The sequence below is a fragment of the Azohydromonas caseinilytica genome (assembly GCF_012927045.1).
Lineage (GTDB): Bacteria > Pseudomonadota > Gammaproteobacteria > Burkholderiales > Burkholderiaceae_C > Azohydromonas > Azohydromonas caseinilytica.
Window position 1 is genome coordinate 74,864 of the sequence record NZ_JABBFW010000015.1, and the last position, 21,614, is coordinate 96,477.

The window sequence follows — 21,614 nt, forward strand, 5'->3', positions numbered from 1 at the left end:
CGCGCTCCGCGTCGGCACTGGAGAAGTCATGAGCCACGAGAAGACGGAGAAGTTCTGGGAAACCGTCCTGCGCCACGCCGACGTCCTGAGCGCGCCGGTGCATCTGGAGCCTGAGACGCCCGAGTGGGAACGGGCGGTTGAGCAGGCGACCGACCTGGTGACCGTGCTCGACGATGCGGCCAAGGAGGTCGACCAGCGGCTGTCGGTGGAGATCAACCAGGTTCCGCAAGGAGAGGGCAGCGCCATCCTGCTGGCCATCAGTTGCGGCTGCGATCCCGAAGGCATCGATGCGGTGCTGGCGCTGGTGGAAGCCGCGCCGGCGCTGCCGGCCGGGCTCAGCACCTGCGCCTTCAAGCCGCCGGTGCCCCGGGAGGTGGCCGAGAGCTTCGGTGCCATGGAGATCGCTGACAAGCAGGTGCCCATCAGCGCGTTGCGCTACCTGGCCAAGCCCAGCGCGTCCGAGCCCGGCGCCTACGACATCGCCTGCTTCGTTCCCTCCACGGCCGTGACCGACATGGACCACGGCATCCCGGGCTCCCTGGCCTCGCAGCTGGTGCTGGGGCTGGGACTGGGCGAGCTCAAGCTGATGACGCGGGTGGCCAGGATCGGCGTCGCGGTGACCGACGCGCCGCCGGAGGGCGCGGTGACGTCCTGGGAGCTCAACGAGGTGCTGGACCAGGCGGCGGCGCCTCATTGAGCTGCGCCGCCGGAATGCCGCGCAGCGGCGTGCGTTGAAGACAGCGTGTCGCCGGCGTCAGGTGCGGCTCGTCCGGGGCCCGGTGAGCGTCATCAGGATGTCGGCGTACCAGGCGCAGTTCAGGCCCAGGGCCTCGTCCTGCGTCTGATCGCGCCCGGCAATGTCCATGCGCGACGAATGCACCCCCAGCAGCTTCCACGGCAAGGGCTGGCCGGCCGCGGTGGCCCCAGGATCGCGCATCAGCACCGGTGCGCCGCTGGTGCCGCGGTGGGTGCGGGCGTCCGTCAGGAAGTAGCCCTTGCCCTGGAAGCGCATGCCGTAGGAGGACGCGATGACGGCCTGGCGCACCACCGGGAGATGGTGCAGCAGGTCATGGAAACCCAGCGGGAAGCCGACCACCAGCAGCGCGGCGCCGACTTCGATGGCGTCGCCCGCCACCGGCAGGTGTGCCGGCGTGAAGGCTTGCAGCACGCAACCCTGGGGCAGCACGGTGCGGTCGACCTCAAGGACCGCGACGTCGATCTCGCCGCCGCCGTCCTTGCCGTCGCGCCACATGCTCTTGCCCTCGCGGTACAGCAGCATGGACAGGCCGGTGGAGCGGGTGAGGTTGTCAGGGTCGGTATGCAGCTCGACCTCGATGCGATCGGGAAAGTGCTGGCTCGGTTCGTCGAGCAGCACGTGCCGGCTCGTCACCAGGTACAGCGCGCCATCGCGTTCGAAGAAAAAGCCACTGGCGCCTGTCAGCGGACGCTGGCCGTCGAAAGTCGAGATGCGCGCTGCGGACAGCAGGATGGGCTCGGTCGGATGCGATGGGCTGAGGTTCACGGTGCGCACTCCTTGAGGCGTTGAGAACGGTGGACCTTCCAGCGCATGGCGTACGCGGCAATGACGGCTTGCGCAGCGGCTTCTGCCTGTGACAGGGCCGTACAGGGCAAGCGGGGTGCTTGCCGTAGGGGCCTGGAGATTCCGCTCGTTGGAGAGCGAAGCTCCGGCGCGGAGCCCGGTGTCAGCGGCATCCGGCGCGGTGGCCGGGCGGTGAGGTGAGCTTCGGCAGTCAGCCTTCACAGGCGACTGGTGCGCCGCCAAGGCGGATGCCCGGGCAGCGCGTGAGTGCAGCCTGCCGTGCCCCTGGGGGACGCGCAGGCCGGTGACGCGATTACAGCGTCCGGATGTTGGAGGCCTGGGGACCCTTCTGGCCCTGCGTGACCTCGAACTCGACGCGCTGGTTCTCGTTGAGGGTCTTGAAGCCCGTGCCCTTGATTTCCTTGAAATGGGCAAACAGGTCCTTGCCGCCGTTGTCGGGCGTGATGAAGCCAAAGCCCTTGGTTTCGTTGAACCATTTCACGGTGCCGGTTTCGGTAGTCATGTCGTCGTTCCTTGTGACGGTGGTGGAGAAATTGAAAAGGCCCCAGCTGTGGCTGGTGCAGTCGAGCAGCTTCCCGCCAAGGAAGCCGTCGTCATGGGGTATGGCGGCGCGCTGGTGCATCAACGCCGGCGCTGCTGCGCCGAGGGCGGCGGGCCCCGGCGCTCCAGGTGCCGGAACGTGATCCGGCCCTTGCTGAGGTCGTAGGGCGAAAGCTCCAGGGAAACATTGTCGCCGGCCAGGATGCGGATATGGTGCTTCTTCATGCGGCCGGCGGCGTAGGCCACCAGCTCGTGGCCGTTTTCCAGCTTCACGCGAAAGCGCGAGTCCGGGAGGACCTCGCCAACCACGCCGTGCATCTCGATCAGTTCTTCCTTGGCCATGAGGTCACTCCTGTGTCTGTGAAGGATGGAAAACGGGGCAGGGCTGTGCCAGGCCGGCAGCGGCGCTGCCGGTCCAGTCCAGTCCTTGCGTGCTGGCGTCAACGGCTACGCCCACCGCGGAGGCGGGCTCCGGGGCGAAAGGCCTGACGCGGTCGTGTGGGGCGCTGCCGAGCCTGCCGCCGATGGAGGCGGAGACGGCGTGGCGACCGGACCCGAGAAGGCGGGGCCGGGGAAAGACGAGGTACTTGACTACCTGGAGGGGTGAAGCGATGGGGTACTTTCGGCGGCACGGGCCTTTGTCAAGGCCGGCCGGGGCTGAAGGAAGGAGCGTGCGCAATGCACGCTAGCGGCGGATGAACTCGGTCCGGGCGCAGGCTGGCAGGGGTATTCGCTGCAAGCCAGGGGCAACCAGAACATCGAGATCGCCGAAGCCATCAACAGCCCTGGAAAAGGAGAGAGATCAACTCGTGATCCGGGCGCCTGCTCGCTGACATCAGCCTTTCAAAGGCCTTGGGCTGCAAGCACCAGGTCGCCAATGTACCACCCTTGCAGCCGGTTACCCTGAAGAAGGGTTTTATGCCGATGAGCCTGGGTGCCCGGTTGGTTGCCGACGCAGCCAGATCCTGTGACTGGGCGTGTCAGCAGGTGCTGACGCGCCCGCGGCGACCGTCACATCGGCGGTTGCCCGTTCGAGGCCGTGACGCCACCGTCCACCGGCAGGTTCACGCCGTTGACGAACCGGGCGTCGTCGCTGGCGAGGAATGCCACCACGCCGGCGATGTCCTCGGGCTCGGCCGGACGTCCCAGCGGCAGCCGCTCCATGAAGCGGCGCATCAGGGCCTCGTCCTTGAGCATGTCCTCGGTCATGGCGCTGCGCGTGAGTGACGGGCACACCGCGTTGACCCGCACGCCACGGCCGCCGAAGTCCATGGCGAGCGAGCGCGTCAGGTTGACCACGCCGCCCTTGGCCGCGTTGTAGGCCGCCAGCGCCCAATCCGCGCCGAGGCCAGAAACCGACGCGACGTTGATGATGCAACCACGGCGCGCCATCAGGTGCGGCAGTGCCGCCTTGCAGCCGTGGAAGACGCCGCTGAGATCGGTCTGCAGCGTGTCGTGCCAGTCTTCAAGGCTGGTGTCGGTGACGCTGCCCTCGGGTGCGATGCCGGCGTTGTTGACGAGCACGTCGATCCCGCCGAAGCGCGCAAGCGTCGCCGCCACGAGGCGCTCGACCTGGGCGAAATCGCGCACGTCGCACGGCTGCACCAGCGTGCGCGCGGTGTCCATGGCGCCCGCGACCGCCTGGAGCTTTTCCTCGGTCCGTCCGGCCAGCACGACATTGGCGCCTTCCTCGGCGAAGCGCTCGGCGATGCCGCGGCCGATGCCCGAACCGGCGCCGGTGACGATGACGGTGTGATCGGTGAAGCGACAAAGGCTCGTGGGCATCGCGGTCTCCAGCAGCCAGGTGACCCGTGCGCCGAAGCGAACGGCGTGCCTGGGCGCTTCAGCGGCTGCCGCACCCGCAGCGCGCGGCCGAGGCCTCAGGCGTGCCTTTAGGAGCGGAGAGCAGGGCGGCTCACAGGCAGGACGCCGCGCCGCAAATGACGAACCAGAAAATCTGGCAGGGGAGGAAGGACTCGAACCCTCGCATGTCGGAATCAAAATCCGATGCCTTAACCAACTTGGCGACTCCCCTACACCGATACCGGCTCACGCCGACACCTGAAAAGCTCCAGCTCGGTCGGACATTCCGGCGAATGCCGGCCCGAAGCCGACGCGACGTGCAGCCTGTACCGGCTGCAACCTCGCGAATGCGCATTGGAGGCAACCGAAGCTACAGATCGCTGGTGTGATCGCAATTGTATCACCTTTAGCATTTGCCTTCAGCAGGATGTCATGGCGCGCGGGATTGCGTGGCAGCTGCTCAAGCCGCGTCTGGCTGTCTTCCTGGAGTGCCGGCGCTGCCCGAGCCTCGAACGTGGGCCGCGTCCTCCGGAGCTTGGGCAAGGTGGGCCGTTCTCGGGCAGCGAAACGTTGACGACGGCAACGATCCGCTTGTCTCTTACGGCGCGATGCGCCGGGGGCAGAAGGGTGTTGTGAACCGGTTGCTGAGGACGGCTCAGGACCGCTGCCCTTCAGCCCATGATCGTCGTGGCGCAGTGAGGAAAGTCATGTGACGCCGCCGTGCCGGCAGCGCACAGTGCTTCTCAGTGTTGATGCCGGTGCCGGATCAGGATGACCTGACCCGCAGGCCGCGAGGCCCCGGCAACCCCGGGTGGCGCCACCGGTGCTGCAACCTCGCAGTTGCCGCAGGGGCCGCCGTGATTCGCGCATGCCCATGCGCAGGAAAGGAGGAGCCCATGAAGCCCGATCGAGTCGTTGACATCTCGCTGATCAAGGACGCCGCGCAACCGACTCTGCGAGTCACGGTTCCGCGCGGCACGGCGCTCGCCGAGACGGTCAAGCTGCAGCCGATCATCTCGGACATTCTCGGCAAGCTCAAAGGCTGCCCGGCATGCACTTCGGGCATGCCCATCTGGATTCAGGAGCGCGAGGAGATCGAGAACATCGTGCGTGTCGACCTGGACCGCATGCAGCCGATCTGAACGTCCGCCACATGAACGCCCACGCTTCGGACGCGGGCGTCGGGGTCATGTTCAACGGCGTCCTCTCGGACTTCCTGGACCGGCATCCCGACGCGCCTGACTTCCTGTCGGTCATTCCGGAAAGGTTCTGGAACGACCTGGGGCGCCGTGCCGCGACGCGCTTCGTGCCCCTGCCCGACGAGGTCGGACTGCTCGACCGCCTGGCGGCGCGGTATCCCCTTGTTGCGCATGGCATAGGGTTGTCGATTGCGAGCGCATCGGCTTTCGATCTCGCCCATGTGCGTCAACTGGCGCAGTGGCATCGCCGCTACCGCTTTCGCTGGATCAGCGAGCACCTGAGCGCGGTTCGCGTGCACACGCGGATCACGCCCGACCACCACGCCGGGCTGGCGTTGCCTATCCCCTGGGACGACGACATGCTGCAGATGCTGTGCGAGCGCGTCTCGCAGGTACAGGACATCCTCGGCTGCCAACTGCTGCTCGAAAACGGTGTCGTGTACACGCCGGTGCCTGACACGGACATGAGCGAGGCGGAGTTCCTGCGCGCGCTCACGCGCCGGACCGGCTGCGCGCTCCTGCTGGACCTGCACAACCTGTACGTGAACAGCGTCAACCTTGATTTGTCGGCGTTCGCCTTCATCGACGCGCTCGACCTTGGCGCGGTGCACGAAATCCACATCGCGGGCGGCAACTGGCTCTACGGTGCGTATCTCGATTCGCACGCCGGGCCTTGCGCCGATGCGGTCTGGCCGCTGCTGTCGTACACGGCGCCGCGCTGTCCGAACCTGCGCGGTGTGACCTTCGAGTTCCACGAGTCGTACTACCCGCGGCTGGAGGTGGCTGGCGTGCTCGCCCAGCTCACCCGGGCGCGCAACGCCATGACCGGCAAGGAAGGAGAACAGACATGTCGCTCCAGGGCTTCCAGTGCGCCCTTGCCGACCTGATCGCCGATCCCCGCAAGTGCCTGCTGGCGCGGCACGCTCCGGCGCAGGCGCTGGCCGAATACGCGCTGACCGAACGGGAGCGTGCGCGTCTTGCGGCAATGGTCCGGGACAAGGGGATGTCGATCAACTGCACCTTGTTCCGCGTCAACCGGCTGACACCGATCTACTCGGTGCTGCCCTTCACCTGCCGGCTGCTGGGCCCGCTGCTGACCGCCGAGCTGGATGCGTTCTGGGCGGCGTCGCAGGACGCGACGCTGCAGTACCGGTGGGAAGCCTGGCGTTTCGGCACCTGGCTGCTCGACCGTATCGAAAGCGGCCAGGTGCCGCACGGGCCGTACGAGGACGCGATCCGTTTCGAGCTCGCGTCCTACGATGCCCAGGCGCAACACCTGGACACCGCCGCCGCTCCTGAGCAAGGACGTCAGCGCGTGCTTTCGCTCCGGTACGACCCCGGCCTGCTTTTCGATCCGGGCCTCGATGCCGCCGCGCTTCGCCCGCTCGAACAGCCGGTCACCGTCGTGCTCGATGCCAGCGGCGACGCGCTGGTGGTCCGGCGCATTGACGCCGTGCCGGAGGGCCGCTCGCATGGCTTGATGCAGCCGCAACTTCCTGCCTGACGGCCCGGCGTTCTCCCGTTCCCGCGATCGCATCGCGCCGGCGGCGCACGAGATCGACCTGGTGGACGTGCTGAGCGCCGGGCTGCAGGCCAGCCCGGGCCTCAAGCTGGCGATCTGCGTACCGCGGCTGCCCGACTTCGTCGTGGCCCGGGCCAACCGGGTGCGCGCCGCGCTGGCACAACGCAAGCAGGCCATCGGGACGCTCGCCCTGCCGTACCGGCAGCGCGTGGCGGCCTTTGCACGATGACGAGACGAGCCCGTTCCGCAGGCTCGGCCGTGCCTGCGTAGCGGATTGCACCAACAGCCTATAAAGTGCGCTTTGTATCGGGCGACCGGCCTGCCGTCGCAGGCGTGCAATCCCTGACTGGCCATGAAAAACCCTTCCCCTCCCACGCCTCCCGGCGGCATCGTTCCGGTCGTCGCCGGACGCGTGCTGGAACTGCTTACCACTGGCGGCTACGCGGTAGGCGACCGCATCACCGAGCAGTCCTTGGCTGACGCGCTGGGCGTTTCCCGCTCACCGGTGCGCAAGGCGCTGCAATACCTGGAGGCGCTGGGGGCGTTGAGCTCCAGCCCCAACCGGGGCTTCCAGGTCGCGCAGGACGCAAAGCGGCTGCGCAAGATCCAGATCACCGACGAGGAGTCGGATGAGGCGATCTACATGCGCATCGTGGAAGACCGGCTCACGGAGGCCATCGACGAGGAGGTGTCGGAGGCCGAGCTGATGGAGCGGCACGGCCTGACGCGGCTGCAGGTGCAGCGGGTGCTCAACCGCATGGCGCGCGAGGGCCTGGCCGAGCGCAAGCCCGGCCGGGGCTGGCTGTTCCGGGCCGTGCTCAACACGGTGGACTCGCACCGCGAAAGCTACCGTTTCCGAATGATCATCGAGCCCGCCGCCATCCTGGAGCCGACCTTCCGGGTGGATCGCGCGCTGTTCGACAAGGTGCGCCACCAGCAGCAGATGCTGCTCGACGGCGGCATCGAGCGCTGGACGGCGGCCGAGCGCTTTCGCGCCGGGGCGGAGTTCCACGAGGCGATCGTGGCCTGTGCCAACAACCGCTTCCTGCTCGACGCGCTGCGCAACGTGAACCAGCAGCGGCGCATCATCGAGTACCACTGCCAGACCAACTCGGCCGCGGACCGCGAGCGCATGCGGCGCCAGTGCGAAGAGCACCTTGCGCTGCTGGACCTCCTGGAGGCTGGTGAGCGCATGGAGGCCTCGCACCGGCTGCGCCAGCACCTCGACGTCGTGCGCGCCATCAAGACCGAGGACAAGGCACCGGCCACGCCGCAGAAGCGCACCCGCGGCAAGGACCTTGCCGTGGAGATCCACCTGTAGGGCCCGCGCGCCGGGCCGGATACGTGGTTTTGCGGACCTGATTGTTTGTACTAAATATTGATCTGATGCAATCCAGCCCCTAAACTGCCGGGCATGGCACTGGTGATGCCATGCCCCTTTCGGTCTGGAGACAAGCATGAAGATCCTCGTGTTGCCGGGTGACGGCATCGGTCCTGAAATCGTCGATGCCTCGGTGGGCGTGCTGCGCGCGGCCAGCGCGAAGTACCAACTGGGCCTGGAGTTCGACTATGACGATGTGGGCTTCGTCAGCCTGGAGAAGCACGGCACCACGCTGCGCGAGGAGGTGCTGCAGAAGGCGCGTGGCTACGACGGCATCATCCTGGGCACGCAGTCGCACGCCGACTACCCGGCGCCGGAGAAGGGCGGGCGCAACGTCTCGGCGGGCTTTCGCATCGGGCTGGATCTCTACGCCAACGTGCGCCCGGCGCGCACGCGGCCCTTCCTGGAGTCCAACATGAAGCCCGGCAAGAGCATGGACCTGGTGATCATGCGCGAGGCCACCGAGGGCTTCTACCCGGACCGCAACATGACGCGCGGCTGGGGCGAGGTCATGCCCAGCCCCGACATGGCGCTGTCCACCCGCAAGATCACGCGCCACTGCAGCGAGCGCATCGCGCGCCGCGCCTTCGAGCTGGCGATGACGCGGCGCAGGAAGGTCACGGCCGTGCACAAGGCCAACAGCTTCCACATGACCGACGGCCTGTTCCTGGAGTGCGTGCGCCACGTCGCCAAGGACTTCCCCGAGGTGCAGCTCGACGACCTGCTCATCGACGCCTCCACCGCGCACCTGGTACGCAGCCCCGAGCGCTTCGACGTGATAGTCGCCACCAATTTCTATGGCGACATCATCTCGGACCTCGCCAGCGAGCTCTCCGGCAGCCTGGGCCTGGCCGGGTCGATGATGGCCAGCGACACGCACTGCTGCGCCCAGGCCCAGCACGGCTCCGCGCCCGACATCGCGGGCCAGGACAAGGCCAACCCCGTGTCGATGATCCTGTCGGTGGCGATGCTGGCGCAGTGGGTGGGCGAGCACCACGAGGCGCCGGCGCTGTTCGAGGCGGGCGCGGCCATCCACGCCGCGGTGGACCGCGTGCTGGAGAACCCGGCCACGCGCACCGCCGACCTCGGCGGCACGCTGGGCTGCAAGGCCTTCGGCGAAGCGGTCGCGCGCGCGGTCTGAGCCCAGCGCGCCGTGCAACGGGCGGGCCCGATCGAGGGCCCGCCTTCTCATCGTTTGTCTTGGAGCATGTCGATGCTGTTGGGCTGCATTGCCGACGATTTCACGGGGGCCACCGATCTGGCCAACAACCTGGCGCGCGCCGGCATGCGCGTGGTCCAGACCATCGGCCTGCCTGGGCAGGACACCGCCGTCGATGCGGACGCGGTGGTCGTCGCACTCAAGTCGCGCACCGTCGAACCCGATGCGGCGGTGGCGCAGTCGCTGGCCGCGCTGCGCTGGCTGCGCGCGCGCGGCGCCGGACAGATCTACTTCAAGGTCTGCTCCACCTTCGACTCCACCGAGCGGGGCAACATCGGCCCGGTGGCCGAGGCGCTGGCCGACGCACTGGGCGCCGATATCGTGCCCGTGTGCCCGGCCTTTCCCGAGAACCAGCGCACGGTATTCCAGGGCCATCTCTTCGTCGGCGACCTGCTGCTGAGCGACAGCAGCATGCGCCACCACCCGCTCACGCCCATGACGGACGCCAGCCTCGTGCGCGTGCTGCAGCGCCAGTGCCGCGGCCGGGTGGGCCTGGTGGACCACGCCGTCGTGCGCCGGGGCGCCGAGGCCGTGCGCGCGCGCATGCAGGCACTGCGGGACGAGGGCGTGCGTTTCGGCGTGGTGGACGCCGTCGCCAACGACGACCTCATGACCATGGGCCGGGCCTTCGCCAGGCTGCCGCTGCTGGTGGCGGGCTCGGGCGTGGCCATCGGGCTGCCGCAAAACCACGGCCTGGTGCCCAGCACCGCGGCCACCGAGCTGCCCCGGGTGCCGGGCGCGCGGGCCATCGTCTCGGGCAGTTGTTCGGCGGCTTCCAACGCCCAGGTGGTGGACTTCATCCAGCGTGGCGGCCAGGCCTTCGCGGTGGACCCGCTGCGCATCGCCGCGGGCGAAGACGTGGCTGGCGCGGTACTGGCCTGGGCCGAGGGCCGGTTGTCGGCGCAACCGCTGCTCTTCTACGCGACGGCCGAGCCCGAGGCGGTCAGGAGCGTGCAGGCCCGGCTGGGTGTGGAGGCGGCCGGCACGCTGGTCGAAGGCACGCTCTCTGCCATCGCCCGCGGCCTGGTCGAGCGCGGGGTGCGCCAGCTCGTCGTCGCCGGCGGCGAGACCTCCGGTGCCTGCGTGCAGGCGCTGCAGGTGGCGCGCATGCGCGTCGGGCCGCAGATCGACCCCGGCGTGCCGTGGTGCCACGCGCCATCGCCTGCGGCCGGCGCGCAGGGGCTGCTGCTGGCGCTGAAGTCCGGCAACTTCGGCACGGTGGACTTCTTCACCAAGGCCTTCGGCCTGCTGGCATGACCATGAGCATCGAAGCGCAGCTGCGCCAGGAGATCTGCCGGGTCGGCCGCAGCCTGTTCGAGCGTGGCTATGTGCATGCCACGGCCGGCAACATCAGCGTGCGCACGGACGGCGGCTTCCTCATCACGCCCACGGACGCCTGCCTGGGCTTCCTGGAGCCGCAGCGCCTGGCCAAGGTGTCGGCCAGCGGCGAGCAGCTTGGCGGTGACCGTGCCAGCAAGACCCTGGCGCTGCACCGGCGCATCTACGCGGCCGACCCCCAGGCGCGCTGCGTCATCCACACCCACTCCACGCATCTGGTCGCGCTCACGCTGTCGGGCGTGTGGAGTAAGGACGCCATCCTGCCGCCCATCACGCCGTACTTCGTGATGAAGGTGGGGCGCGTGCCGCTCATCCCGTACCACCGGCCGGGCGACCCGGCCGCCGCGGCGCTGGTGGCTGACGCCATTGCGCGGGCCAGCGGACGCGGCACCCGGCTGTCGGCCGTCATGCTGGACCGCCTGGGCCCCAATGTCTGGGCTGCCACGCCGGCAGCGGCGATGGCCGTGCTGGAAGAGCTGGAAGAAACCGCCCGCCTGTGGCTGCTGTCGAACCCAAGACCCGCGACGCTGGATGAAGCAGCAATCGAGGAGCTGCGCCAGGCCTTCGGCGCCCCCTGGTGAAGCCACGCCTTCATATGACCATGGACCACAGTACCCCGCGCATCGCGCTCATCCATGCCGTGTACGTCGCGATGGCGCCGGTAGAGGCCGCGTTCCAGGAGCGCTGGCCGCAAGCCAGGCGCGTCAACCTGGTGGACGACGCGCTGCCGGCAGACCTGGAGCGCGATGGCCGGCTTACTGACGCCATGCGTGCGCGCATCCGGCGCCTGGCCCAGCACGCCATCACGGATGGTGCCTACGCCGTGCTCTTCACCTGCTCGGCCTTCGGCGAAGCCATCGCCGCGGCCGCAGCCGAGCTGCCGGTGCCGGTGCTCAAGCCCAACGAGGCGATGTTCGAGGCTGCGCTGCGGGCAGGGCGGCGCATCGGGATGCTCGCGACTTTTGGCGCGGCCGTGCCGGCGATGGAAGAGGAGTTTCGCGCCTTGGCGCGCGAGCGCGGCATCGACGCGTCGCTGGAGGTGGTGTGCCTTCCCGAAGCGCTGGCCGCGGCCAAGGCCGGCGACATGGCGACCCACGACCGCCTGCACGTCGAGTCCGCCCCGCGGCTGGCGCATTGCGACGCGGTGATGCTGGCGCATTTCTCCAACTCGCGCGCCCTGGAAGCGGTGCAGGCCGTGCTTACTTGCCCCGTATTGACTGCGCCGAGTGCCGCCATCCAAACCCTGCAGACACGGCTGCGCGCTGCAGGCTGACGGCGCGGGCAGAGCGTGTGCTCCGCCCGGATGCCGCCCTGGCGCACCACCGCCGGCGCCTGCCGGGAGCCAGGCCCGGTACTTCAATCCGGCCGGATACCGCGCGCCTTGATCAGCTGGCCCCAGCGCTGGGATTCGGACGCGATGAGGGCGGCGAAGTCTTCCGGCGTGCCTGCGCCAATCACGTTGCCGGGATCGGTGATGCGCCGGGCCAGGTCCGGTGCCTGCAGCGCCTGGTTGATTGCCTGGTTGAGCTTGGCAACGACCGCAGGCGGTGTGCCCTTGGGCGCCACGACGCCGAACCAGTTGGAGATCACCATGTCCTCGATCCCCGGTTCGGCGAATGTCGGCACCTCGGGCAGCGAGGCCAGATGCCTGCCGTCCGGCGTGGCGCGTGCGATGGCATCCGTGGCGATGCTGCCGTTGCCGCCGTGCTTGTTGTCCACCACCACGGGCTTGCCCAGGATGGTGGCCAGCTTCTCGCCCAGCTGGCGTGCGCGGGTGAGAGACAGGCATGGAGTCTCCTGGGTGTGGAATGGGTTGGGCCGGCAAGGTCGCCGGCCCGAAGCACAAGCCGGTCCGGTGGGGACCGGTTCAGAAGCGGTGACGCAAGCCCAGTGTCACGCCGGTGGCGTTGCGCGTGCCCATTAAGCCGGGCTGCGGGTAGGCGCCCGTGAGGCGGTTGCTGTCCACCTCGGCGTAGAGGTCGGTGTGCTTGGAGAACAGGTAGTCCAGCCCGACGTAGCCCATCTTGCGCTTGCCCGCGTTGACCTTGCTCTGGCGGTCCTGTGCGTAGCTCAGCGTGAGCACCAGCGGGGCCGTGAGCTTGTAGTTCACGCCCACGCTCCACACGTCGTTTTCCTGCGCGCTGGTGCCGCGATCGTTGCGCTTCATGTAGCCCAGGAAGGCCTTGAGGTCCTTCGTCACGGCGTAGCTGCCGCCCGTACCCGAGATGCCGCGCGTGGCGGTGTTGGCCGCGTTGTTGACCTCCTGGTAGTAGGCCACCAGGTCCAGCGGCCCGGTGGCGTAGCTCACGCCCAAGCCCCGGCCGCGGCCGTTGCCCTCGTTGAAGGTGTAGCTGGCGTACACGCCCACGGGGCCGAACTGCTTGTAGTAGCGCGCCATGTTGTCCTGGCGCGAGACGTGGTGCGTGCTGAACATGGAGATGGCGTCCAGGTTCGGGTTGGGCTGCGGTTGGAAGCGGCCCGAGAGCGGATGCGCCAGCGTGTACTGGCGCCCCAGCGTCACCAGGCCCAGCGGCGAGTCCAGCCCCACCGAGGCCTCGCGGCCGAAGAGGCGCCCGCCCGGCGCCGCGGCCGAGCCGTTGTTGGCGCTGCCGCTGGCCTGCTGCAGCGTGCCGCTGGAGGGGTCGAAGCCGCTCTCCAGCGTGAAGACGGCCTTGAGCCCGCCACCGAGGTCTTCGCTGCCGCGCAGACCCCAGCGGCTGCCGGTGTAGGCGCCGTCGCCCAGGCTCGTGAGCGAATCGCCGGCGGCGTCGGCGTTGCGCTGGTGGCGCACCGTGGCGTCCACGATACCGTAGACCGTGACGTTGGACTGGGCGGCGCAAAGCGCAGGCACGAAAGCCGCCGCGCACAGCACGCCGTGCGTGAATCGTTTTTTCATGGGAAGCCCTCTCCTTCAGGGCATGGCGGGAAGTTGCGCATTGGCGCGTGAGAGCCCGGTGACAGCGGACTCCAGGGAAAACTTCACTCGGGCTGGATGCGCGCCTCGCGGATCACCCGTGTCCAGCGGCCCACTTCGGCCTTGATGAATTCGTCGAACTGTTCGCGCGGTCCTACCGCGGGCTCGGCGCCAGCCAGCACCGAGGCTCCAAACGCAAGCAGGCCGCGGTGCAGCACACCAGGTGCGGCAGGCGAAGTGAAGTGATGCATGGGCTGTCTCCGTGGTGTGCCCAGGTATGCCCGCTGTTGGGCTACCTGCCTGGAATGATTGTACGGAGACACTTTTTAGTACAAATCTTGGGGTTTGCCCTTGCAGGTGATCTGATCGGTCAATGGACCAGGGGCCAAGCTGATGCAAAGGAGCTCGTGGGTTGCGCTGTGGCGATGGCGTGCGCATGGCAGCGTTCGCCAAACGGCAACGATGCTGTGGCAAAAGATCAATTTTCACGACCAGGCTGGCTGCCTAGCATTCGTCTGACTTTCCGGCGGGACAGCCGGGCTACAAGAGGAGACATTGAATGCTGCCGAGGCGTCGTTTCACCGCCCGAGTGCTGGGCGCTGCCGTGCTGGCCGCCATGGCCCCGGCCACCGCGCTGGCCCAAGCGGCTTACCCCGCCAAGCCCGTCACCATCATCGTGCCGTTCTCTCCGGGAGGCGGCGTGGACGTGATGACGCGGCTGCTGGCCGAGAAGCTGCGCCCGCTGCTGGGCCAGGTGGTCAACGTGGAGAACAAGGCCGGCGGCAGCGGGATGATCGGCGCCGTGGCGGCCGTGCGTGCCCCGGCCGACGGCTACACGCTGCTCATGGCCACCGCGGGCGAGACCGCCATCAATCCGCACGTGTACAAGGCTAAGATGCAGTACGCGCCACAGAAGGACTTGGCGCCCGTGAGCCTGGTGGTGAAAGTGCCCAACGTGCTGGTGGTCAACCCGGCACTGCCCATCAAGAGCACGGCCGAGCTGCTGGCCTATGCCAAGGCGCATCCGGGCAAGCTCAGCTACGGCACCAGCGGCATCGGCAACCCGCAGCATCTCGCCGGCGAGCTGCTGGAGAAGATGGCCGGCGTGCCGCTCACCCACGTGCCCTACCGCGGTGCCTCCAACCAGCTCACCGATACGGCGGGCGGCAGCGTGGACATGAGCTTCGTGAGCCTGGGCGGCGCCCGGCCTTTCATGAAGGACGGCCGCGTGCGCGCCATTGCCATGACCTCGCCCAAGCGCTCCGCGCTGGCGCCCGACATCCCGGCGCTGTCCGAGACCAAGGGCCTGGAAGACTACGCGCTGGAGAACTGGTTCGGCCTGTTCGCACCCGCGGCCACGCCGGCGGCGGTGGTCGGGAAGCTCAATGACGCGGTGGCGCAGGCGCTGAAGGACCCGGAGCTGGCCAAGCGCCTCAACGAGCTGGGCGGCGAGGTGTCGCCCATGGCCCCGGCGCTGTTCAAGACCTTCATCCGGGACGAGTCCAGGCGCTTCGCCAAGATCGTGCAGGACGCCAACATCACCCCGGACAACTGAGCCGCCTTCCCTGTTTGCCAAGAAAGATGACCATGCAACGCCGCCACCTTCTTGCCCGTGCCGTCTCCTTCGCCCTGCTGGGCGCCGGTGCGGTGGCTGTCCAGGCCCAGGAGTACCCCAGCAAGCCTGTCACGCTGATCGTGTCCTTCTCGGCCGGTGGCAACAACGACCTGCGCGCCCGGCAGCTCGGCGTCCCGGTGGGCCAGATCCTCAAGCAGACCATCGTCGTGGACAACAAGCCCGGCGCCAGCGGCAACATCGGCCACGAGTTCGTCTCGCGCGCCGCGCCGGATGGCCACACCCTGGGCATCGGCGCCATGGGACCGCTGGCGGTGAACCCGTCGCTGTTCCCGAAGATCAACTTCAACCCGAAGGACTTCGTGCCGGTGGTGCTGATCGAGAAGGCGCCGCTGGTGTTGGTGACGCGTGCTGACAAGCCCTTCAAGAGCTTCAAGGACGTGGTGGCCGCGGCCAAGGCCAAGCCCGGAGCCATCTCCATCGGCAATGCCGGGACCGGCGGCGCGCACCACCTCTCGGCCGAGCTGATGGAGGACGCCGCCGGCCTGAACATGCTGGCCGTGCCTTACAAGGGCGGCGGCCCGGCGGCCAACGCGCTGCTCTCCGGCGAGATCGACATGATGTTCGAGCAGACCTACGCCGCGCTGCCTTCCATCCAGGCCGGCAAGACGCGCGCGCTGGCCGTCACCAGCGACAAGCGCCTGCCCAGCCTGCCCGACGTCCCCACCATGGCCGAGCTGGGCTACCCGCAGGTCACGGTGTCGAACTGGCTGGGCATCATCGCGCCCAAGGGCACGCCGCAGCCGGTGGTGCAAAAGCTCAACCAGGCCTTCAACCAGGCCCTGTCCGACCCGGCGCTGCGCGAGAAGATCAGCGGACCCGGCAACGTGGTCGGCGGCGGCAGCCCCGAGGAATTCCGCGCCTTCATCGAGGCCGAATCCAGGCGCTGGGGCGCGCTGATCAAGGCCAAGGGCATCCGGATGGAGTGAGCTGATGACGACTTACGCCTATGTCGGCTGCCGCACCACCCGCGAGCGCAACGCCCGGGGCGACGGCCTGAGCGTGTTCGAGGTCGCGGCCGACGGCGCCCTGACGCTGGTGCAGCTGGTGCGCGACCTGGTCAACCCCTCGTACCTTGCGCTCAGCCGCGACGGCACCCGGCTCTACACCGTGCATGGCGACGAGACGGAAGTCAGCGCCTTCGCCGTGGACCGTGCCACGGGCCGGCTGGGCTTCATCAACCGCCAGAGCACCGAGGGCAAGAACCCGGTGCACCTGGCGCTGGACGACAGCGGCCGCTTCCTGGTGGTGACGAACCACATCAGCGCCAGCCTCGCCGTGCTGCCGCTGGCCGAGGACGGCTCGCTGCAGCCGCTGAGCCAGCTCGTCAAGGTGGACGGCCCCACCGGCCCGCACCGCGTCGAGCAAAAACAGCCCAAGCCGCACTACAACGCCTTCGACCCGTCGGGGCGCTTCGTGCTGGTGCCGGACAAGGGCTGCGACCGGACCTGGAGCTTGCGCTTCGAGAACGGGCGCCTGGTTCCTTGTGATCCGCCCTTCGTCGAGGCGCGCGAAGGCGCCGGGCCGCGGCACCTGGCCTTCCACCCGCAGCGGCCCTGGGCCTACGTGGTCAACGAGCTGGACTCCACCGTCACGGCCTACGGCTTCGACGCGGCGACGGGGGCGCTCACGCCCTTCCAGTGGCTGCCCATGCTGCCCTTCGACTACACGGGCAACAGCCGCGCCGCGGCCATCGCCATCGACGCCACGGGGCGGCACCTGTACGCCTCCAACCGTGGCCACGACAGCATTGCCGTGTTCCGCATCGACGCGGCCACGGGGCAGCTGAGCTTCATCGAGGCCACGCCGACGCAGGGCCGCACGCCGCGCGCCTTCACGCTGTCGCCCGACGGCCGCCTGCTGTACGCGCTCAACGAGGACAGCGACAGCATCGTCGCCTTCGCCGTCGATGCCGAGACCGGCCGGCTTTCGCCCACCGGCCAGGCCGTGTCCACCGGCAGCCCGGTGTGCATGGTGTTCTCGGCGGCTTGAACTTTTTCCATTCGCAGTCCCATGTCCATCGATCCCGCCCAGCTCGCCGGCCGGCTCACCGTCAACGGTGCCGACGCCCGCTTCATCGACCTGCCCGCGCTCTTCGGCGAGCGGCTGTTCCAGCTGCCCACCGTGCTGAGGCTGCTGCTGGAAAATGTGCTGCGCCACCTGCAGGGCAGCGAGCGCGAGGCCGCGGTGGCGGCGATCCTGGGCTGGCTGGAGCGCGGCACGAGCGAGGCCGAGATCGCCTTCCAGCCCGGGCGCGTGCTGATGCACGACACCACCAGCACCCCGGCGCTGGTGGACGTCGCCGCCATGCGCGACGCGCTGGCCGAGGCCGGCATCGACCCGGCGGTGCTCAACCCGCGGCTGCCGGTGGACGTGTCGGTGGACCACTCGCTGGCCGTCGAGGTCTACGGCCGCCGCGACGCCCCGCAGCTGAACCTGCAGCACGAGCTGCGGCGCAACAGTGAGCGCTACTGCTTCCTGCGCTGGGCCTCCAAGGCGCTGCGCGGCGTGCGCATCAACCCGCCGGGCACCGGGATCATGCACACCATCAACCTGGAGCAGCTTGCCACGGTGGTGACCACCGAGCAGCGCGCCGGTGAAACCTGGGCCGTGCCCGACGTGATGCTGGGCACCGACAGCCACACGCCCATGGTCAACGGCATTGGCGTGCTGGGCTGGGGCGTGGGCGGGCTGGAAGCGCAGACGGTGATGTTCGGCATGCCCACCATGCTGCGCATCCCGGACGTGATCGGCGTACGCCTGACCGGTGCCCTGCGCCCGGGCGTGCTGGCCACCGACCTGGCACTGACGGTGACGCAGCGGCTGCGCGCCATCGGCGTGTCGGGCGAGTTCGTCGAGTTCCACGGGCCCGGTGTGTCCACGCTCACGGCGGGCGAGCGCGCGGTGGTGGCCAACATGGCGCCCGAGTACGGTGCCACCACGGGCTTCTTTGCCGTGGACGCGCAGACGCTGGACTACCTGCGCACCACGGGGCGCTCCTCGGACCATGTCGCGCTGGTGGAGGCCTACACGCAGCGTGCGGGCCTGTGGTTCGATCCCGAGGCCCGTTTGCGCTTCACGCGCGGCATCGAGATCGACCTGGGCGCGGTGGGCCTGCACATCGCCGGCCCGCAGCGTCCGCAGGACCTGCTGGCGTACTCGGATGCCGGCCGCGTGCTGGCCGCGCGCGGCTTCACGCCTACCGCCCCGCACGCGCAGATGCCGCGTCACCCGGTGGCGGTGGCGGCCATCACCAGCTGCACCAACACCTCCGACCCCGTGCTGCTGATCGCCGCCGGGCTGCTCGCGCGCAAGGCGCGCCAGCGCGAATTGAAAGTGCCGGCCTGGGTGAAGACCTCGCTGTCGCCCGGCTCCCCGGCCGCGGCGGCGTACCTGGAGCGCGCGGGCCTGATCGAGGATTTGTCGGCGGTGGGCTTCGACATCGTCGGCTATGGCTGCGCCACCTGCATCGGCAATCCGGGTCCGCTGCCGGACGTGATCCGCGAGGAGCGCGCCAGGGGCACGATCCACCCGGTGGCCGCGATCTCGGGCAACCGCAACTTCCCCGGCCGCGTGCACCCGGACCTGGACCTGGGCTTCCTGATGTCGCCGCCGCTGGTGATCGCCTTCGCGCTGGCGGGCAATGCCGAGATCGACCTGAGCCGGGAGCCGGTGCAGGTCGCGCCCGATGGCGAGCCGGTGTCGCTGGCCATGCTGTGGCCCACGCGCGAGGAAGTCGCGCTGCACATGGCGCAGGCGCTGGACCGCGAGGACTTCAAGCGCGAGTTCGCGATCGCCAGCGCCAACCCGATGTGGCAGGCGCTGCAGGCGCCCGCGGGAGACCGTTTCCCCTGGGACCCGAAGTCCACGGCGCTGCGCCGCCCGCCCTTTGCCTCGGTGGAGGAGGGCAGCCAGCTCGGCCACTACCGCGCCCAGCCGCTGCTGGTGGTGGGCGACGACGTGACCACCGATCACATCTCCCCGGCCAGCGCCATCCCGCCGGACAGCCTGGTGGCGGACTTCCTGGTGGAGCGCGGCAACGACCGCCACGACCTCAACGTCTTCGCATCGCGGCGCGGCAACTGGGAGGTGATGCTGCGCGCGGCCTTCCACAGCAAGTCGCTGGTGAACCTGCTCCAGCCGGGCATGCCGGTGGCGCACACGCTGCACGTGCCCAGCGGCGAGGTGCGGCCGATCTGGGAAGTCGCGCAGCGCTACCGCGAGGCGGGCGAGTCCGTGGTGCTGGTGGCGGGGGAGCGCTACGGCACCGGCTCCTCGCGCGACTGGGCCGCCAAGGGCCAGCGCCTGCTGGGCATCCGTGCCGTGCTGGCCATGAGCTTCGAACGCATCCACCGCTCGAACCTCATCGGCATGGGCATCCTGCCGCTGCGGCTGCCTCAAGGGGCCGATCCGAAGTCGCTGCAGCTGCAGCCGGGCGACCGTATCGAGATCGACGCGCAGCCCGAAGCGCTGTCGCCACGCTGCGCGGTGCCGGTGCGCGTGTTGCGCCGCGACGGCCGCGTGGAAACGCTCATGGCCACCGCCGCGGTGGAGACGCAGCTGGAGGTGGCGCTGCTGCGCGACGGCGGGGTGATTCCCTCCATCCTCAAGAAGACCATCGCCGAACGGGGCGGTGCCGCCCAGCCCGCCCACGCCTGAGCCACCACCAGAGAGTCGCACCATGAACCTCGACAAGGACCTCGTCGCTGCCTTCGCACCCACCGGCCGGCTGCGCGCTTCCATCAACCTGGGCAACCCCATCCTGGCCGGCCAGGACGCGGCCACCGGTGCCGCCAAGGGCGCTTCCGTGGACCTGGCCACCGAGCTGGCCCGGCGTCTGGGCGTCGAGCTGGAGCTCGTCGTGGTGGATGCCGCGGGCAAGTCGGTGGAGGTGGTGGCGCAGGAGCGTGCCGACATCGGCTTCTTCGCCATCGACCCGATGCGCGGCGCGGACATCGCCTTCACCGGCCCTTATGTGCTCATCGAGGGCTGCTACCTGGTGCGCGAGGGCTCGCCCATCCGTGCCAACGAGGAGGTGGACCAGGCGGGGCACGTGGTGGTGGTCGGCAAGGGCAGCGCCTACGACCTGTTCCTCACTCGCGAGCTCAAGCAGGCACGCATCGAGCGCTCGCCGACTTCGCCGACGGTGGTGGATACCTTCATGGCGCTGGGCGAGGCGGCCGACGTGGCCGCAGGCGTGAAGCAGCAGCTCGAAGCGGATGCGGCGCGCATCGGTGGGCTGCGGCTGCTGGGCGGTCGCTTCATGGTCATCCGGCAGGCCATGGGCGTGCCCAAGAGCCGCGGTACAGCCGCGGCGCAGGCGCTGGCCGCCTTCGTCGAGGAGATGAAGGCCAGCGGCTTCGTGGCCCGGGCGCTGGCGCGCCACGGCATCCAGGGCGCCTCGGTGGCGCCTGCCGGCAACGCCGGGTGACGAGCAGAGCCGCCCACCGGGACGGCTCGCCCATCAAGACATCGCGCGGCCGGGCCATCCGGCCGCGCCGCAAACGGCCCGTCGAGCTGGCCAGCGTCAGCCGGCGGCCCCTCGCTGTCCAGGGCAGGCTTATCTTCGTACGACCATCACCGCCGTCGTGGACCTGCCGGGCTGGTGCGCGCAGGTGCACTGCGCGGCGTCGCTGCTGCCGACCGTGGCCCAGGCGCTGCAAGCCTTTCGCGTGCCGCTGGTGCTGGACCACTTCGGCGGGCTGCGCGCGAGCGATGGCGACGCGGGGCAGCCGCCCTTGCGCACGCTGCTGGCGTTGCTGGCCACGGGCCGCGTTGGGCTGAAGCTCTCGGCCTTCTACCGGGCGTCGAACGACGCGCCGCACCACGCCGACCTGGCGCCGCTGGCCCAGGCGCTCATCCGGGCCCGGCCCGATCGGCTGCTGTGGGGCTCGGGTTGGTGGGGCCCTCGGTGGGCGCCACGGCCTTCATCAACGCCATCACCGCCTCGGATGCGCGCGTGCCCTTTGGCGGCACCAAGAAGTCGGGCTACGGCCGCGAGCTGGCCGCCGCCGGCGTGCGCGAGTTCTGCAACGTCCGCACCTATTGGGCCGCGGGCAAGGCCTAAGCGCGCACGGGCATCGACCGGACAGGGGCGCTGCCCTTCATCGACGGAACCCGGGCCGACACGGCAGCTTGGAAATGAGCACCGGAGCCGCTGGCGCCGTGGCCCACCGGCCAGCCGCACGCACCAGCGCGGTGTGCGCCGGGCCGCCGGTCGCACAAGGCTGGTGCGCTGCGGCGCCCTGACGGCGCATTTCTCCGGAGTGCGCGCCCTGCCGCGCTCCTCGGTGACGCTGGCACCGGTCTTGCGAATCAGGCTTCAAGAGAGGGACGGCGCGTGCGCCGTGCCTTCAGATGATGGCTAGGGTTCCGGGGGTTCGCTGCGTGCGCACCCTGACTGGTCCGAGAGCCATCGGCCTGTGGCGACCGTTCATCGACGCAGGCTCCACGGCGGGACAAAAGCCCGGGAGGTCCACTTCGCAAGAGGTGCCCTCTCGCCAT

23 protein-coding genes, 1 tRNA gene, 1 pseudogene and 1 riboswitch are annotated in these 21,614 nt (G+C 69.3%); of the genes and pseudogenes, 17 read left to right on the forward strand and 8 right to left on the reverse strand.

All coding sequences use genetic code 11. The annotated features are described in order from the left end of the window. The first annotated feature begins 28 nt into the window (after nucleotides 1–28). Nucleotides 29–697 carry a hypothetical protein gene (locus HHL10_RS19360; RefSeq protein WP_169162041.1) on the forward strand — a complete coding sequence of 223 codons (669 nt, stop codon included), beginning with the start codon at nucleotides 29–31 and terminating at the stop codon, nucleotides 695–697. Nucleotides 698–754: 57 nt separating this feature from the next. On the opposite strand, the gene HHL10_RS19365 is transcribed toward HHL10_RS19360, so the two are convergent. The 5 genes from HHL10_RS19365 to HHL10_RS19385 all read right to left on the reverse strand — a co-directional run bounded on the left by HHL10_RS19365 (nucleotide 755) and on the right by HHL10_RS19385 (nucleotide 4,136). Next, the gene (locus tag HHL10_RS19365) at nucleotides 755–1,522 is read right to left on the reverse strand and encodes a S1 family peptidase (protein WP_169162042.1); all 768 of its coding nucleotides are present in this window, start codon (nucleotides 1,520–1,522) and stop codon (nucleotides 755–757) included. Between the two features lie 331 nt (nucleotides 1,523–1,853). Then, nucleotides 1,854–2,063 (reverse strand): transcription antiterminator/RNA stability regulator CspE, encoded by a 210-nt coding sequence (gene cspE / locus HHL10_RS19370; protein WP_169162043.1) that lies wholly within the window; start codon nucleotides 2,061–2,063, stop codon nucleotides 1,854–1,856. Between the two features lie 119 nt (nucleotides 2,064–2,182). After that, on the reverse strand, nucleotides 2,183–2,443 hold the full coding sequence (infA, locus tag HHL10_RS19375) for a translation initiation factor IF-1 (RefSeq protein WP_169162044.1): 261 nt from the start codon (nucleotides 2,441–2,443) through the stop codon (nucleotides 2,183–2,185). A gap of 669 nt (nucleotides 2,444–3,112) precedes the next feature. Then, complete coding sequence (gene budC / locus HHL10_RS19380) at nucleotides 3,113–3,886, reverse strand: meso-2,3-butanediol dehydrogenase (RefSeq protein WP_169162045.1); 774 nt, start codon at nucleotides 3,884–3,886, stop codon at nucleotides 3,113–3,115. A 173-nt stretch (nucleotides 3,887–4,059) separates the two neighbouring features. After that, nucleotides 4,060–4,136, reverse strand: a tRNA-Gln gene (locus tag HHL10_RS19385). A gap of 664 nt (nucleotides 4,137–4,800) precedes the next feature. Between HHL10_RS19385 and HHL10_RS19390 the strand changes: the two genes are divergently transcribed. The 9 genes from HHL10_RS19390 to HHL10_RS19430 all read left to right on the forward strand — a co-directional run bounded on the left by HHL10_RS19390 (nucleotide 4,801) and on the right by HHL10_RS19430 (nucleotide 11,836). After that, a complete protein-coding gene (locus HHL10_RS19390) occupies nucleotides 4,801–5,046 on the forward strand; it encodes a hypothetical protein (protein ID WP_169162046.1) in 246 nt (81 codons plus the stop codon). A gap of 11 nt (nucleotides 5,047–5,057) precedes the next feature. After that, complete coding sequence (locus HHL10_RS19395; RefSeq protein WP_169162047.1) at nucleotides 5,058–5,990, forward strand: MbnB/TglH/ChrH family RiPP precursor modification enzyme; 933 nt, start codon at nucleotides 5,058–5,060, stop codon at nucleotides 5,988–5,990. After that, complete coding sequence (locus HHL10_RS19400; protein ID WP_169162048.1) at nucleotides 5,951–6,607, forward strand: hypothetical protein; 657 nt, start codon at nucleotides 5,951–5,953, stop codon at nucleotides 6,605–6,607. Before HHL10_RS19395 ends, HHL10_RS19400 begins: the two co-directional genes overlap by 40 nt. Nucleotides 6,608–6,668: 61 nt before the next feature. Continuing rightward, entirely contained in the window at nucleotides 6,669–6,854 is a 186-nt protein-coding gene (locus tag HHL10_RS19405; protein WP_169162049.1) for a phospholipase D-like domain-containing protein, read from the forward strand. A gap of 123 nt (nucleotides 6,855–6,977) precedes the next feature. Beyond that, complete coding sequence (locus HHL10_RS19410; protein WP_169162050.1) at nucleotides 6,978–7,946, forward strand: GntR family transcriptional regulator; 969 nt, start codon at nucleotides 6,978–6,980, stop codon at nucleotides 7,944–7,946. Nucleotides 7,947–8,082: 136 nt separating this feature from the next. Continuing rightward, a complete protein-coding gene (locus tag HHL10_RS19415; protein WP_169162051.1) occupies nucleotides 8,083–9,147 on the forward strand; it encodes an isocitrate/isopropylmalate dehydrogenase family protein in 1,065 nt (354 codons plus the stop codon). Nucleotides 9,148–9,213: 66 nt separating this feature from the next. Beyond that, complete coding sequence (otnK, locus tag HHL10_RS19420) at nucleotides 9,214–10,482, forward strand: 3-oxo-tetronate kinase (RefSeq protein ID WP_169162052.1); 1,269 nt, start codon at nucleotides 9,214–9,216, stop codon at nucleotides 10,480–10,482. Between the two features lie 2 nt (nucleotides 10,483–10,484). Continuing rightward, nucleotides 10,485–11,144, forward strand: a complete 660-nt coding sequence (locus tag HHL10_RS19425) for a class II aldolase/adducin family protein (RefSeq protein WP_375138964.1) — start codon at nucleotides 10,485–10,487, stop codon at nucleotides 11,142–11,144. Nucleotides 11,145–11,164: 20 nt separating this feature from the next. After that, nucleotides 11,165–11,836 (forward strand): aspartate/glutamate racemase family protein, encoded by a 672-nt coding sequence (locus HHL10_RS19430; protein WP_235971649.1) that lies wholly within the window; start codon nucleotides 11,165–11,167, stop codon nucleotides 11,834–11,836. An 83-nt stretch (nucleotides 11,837–11,919) separates the two neighbouring features. On the opposite strand, the gene HHL10_RS31045 is transcribed toward HHL10_RS19430, so the two are convergent. The 3 genes from HHL10_RS31045 to HHL10_RS19445 form a co-directional block, all read right to left on the reverse strand. After that, the gene (locus tag HHL10_RS31045) at nucleotides 11,920–12,348 is read right to left on the reverse strand and encodes a Bug family tripartite tricarboxylate transporter substrate binding protein (RefSeq protein ID WP_310734636.1); all 429 of its coding nucleotides are present in this window, start codon (nucleotides 12,346–12,348) and stop codon (nucleotides 11,920–11,922) included. An 82-nt stretch (nucleotides 12,349–12,430) separates the two neighbouring features. Further along, the gene (locus HHL10_RS19440) at nucleotides 12,431–13,459 is read right to left on the reverse strand and encodes a porin (RefSeq protein WP_169162055.1); all 1,029 of its coding nucleotides are present in this window, start codon (nucleotides 13,457–13,459) and stop codon (nucleotides 12,431–12,433) included. 83 nt (nucleotides 13,460–13,542) lie between these two features. Further along, a complete protein-coding gene (locus tag HHL10_RS19445) occupies nucleotides 13,543–13,728 on the reverse strand; it encodes a hypothetical protein (protein ID WP_169162056.1) in 186 nt (61 codons plus the stop codon). Nucleotides 13,729–14,036: 308 nt separating this feature from the next. Between HHL10_RS19445 and HHL10_RS19450 the strand changes: the two genes are divergently transcribed. The 7 genes and pseudogenes from HHL10_RS19450 to HHL10_RS19480 all read left to right on the forward strand — a co-directional run bounded on the left by HHL10_RS19450 (nucleotide 14,037) and on the right by HHL10_RS19480 (nucleotide 21,177). After that, nucleotides 14,037–15,032: a Bug family tripartite tricarboxylate transporter substrate binding protein gene (locus HHL10_RS19450; RefSeq protein WP_235971650.1), complete on the forward strand. Its 996-nt coding sequence runs from the start codon at nucleotides 14,037–14,039 to the stop codon at nucleotides 15,030–15,032. Between the two features lie 32 nt (nucleotides 15,033–15,064). Next, a complete protein-coding gene (locus tag HHL10_RS19455; RefSeq protein ID WP_169162057.1) occupies nucleotides 15,065–16,039 on the forward strand; it encodes a Bug family tripartite tricarboxylate transporter substrate binding protein in 975 nt (324 codons plus the stop codon). Between the two features lie 4 nt (nucleotides 16,040–16,043). Further along, complete coding sequence (locus HHL10_RS19460) at nucleotides 16,044–17,102, forward strand: lactonase family protein (RefSeq protein WP_169162058.1); 1,059 nt, start codon at nucleotides 16,044–16,046, stop codon at nucleotides 17,100–17,102. Nucleotides 17,103–17,123: 21 nt separating this feature from the next. Next, on the forward strand, nucleotides 17,124–19,769 hold the full coding sequence (gene acnA, locus HHL10_RS19465; RefSeq protein WP_169162059.1) for an aconitate hydratase AcnA: 2,646 nt from the start codon (nucleotides 17,124–17,126) through the stop codon (nucleotides 19,767–19,769). Between the two features lie 22 nt (nucleotides 19,770–19,791). After that, nucleotides 19,792–20,541 (forward strand): transporter substrate-binding domain-containing protein, encoded by a 750-nt coding sequence (locus HHL10_RS19470; protein WP_169162060.1) that lies wholly within the window; start codon nucleotides 19,792–19,794, stop codon nucleotides 20,539–20,541. A 157-nt stretch (nucleotides 20,542–20,698) separates the two neighbouring features. Then, nucleotides 20,699–20,959, forward strand: a pseudogene (locus HHL10_RS30645) (amidohydrolase family protein); the annotation flags it as partial. Between the two features lie 35 nt (nucleotides 20,960–20,994). After that, a complete protein-coding gene (locus tag HHL10_RS19480; RefSeq protein ID WP_310734635.1) occupies nucleotides 20,995–21,177 on the forward strand; it encodes an aldehyde dehydrogenase family protein in 183 nt (60 codons plus the stop codon). A gap of 286 nt (nucleotides 21,178–21,463) precedes the next feature. Then, a riboswitch (guanidine-I (ykkC/yxkD leader) is annotated at nucleotides 21,464–21,585 on the forward strand. Nucleotides 21,586–21,614 lie beyond the last annotated feature (29 nt).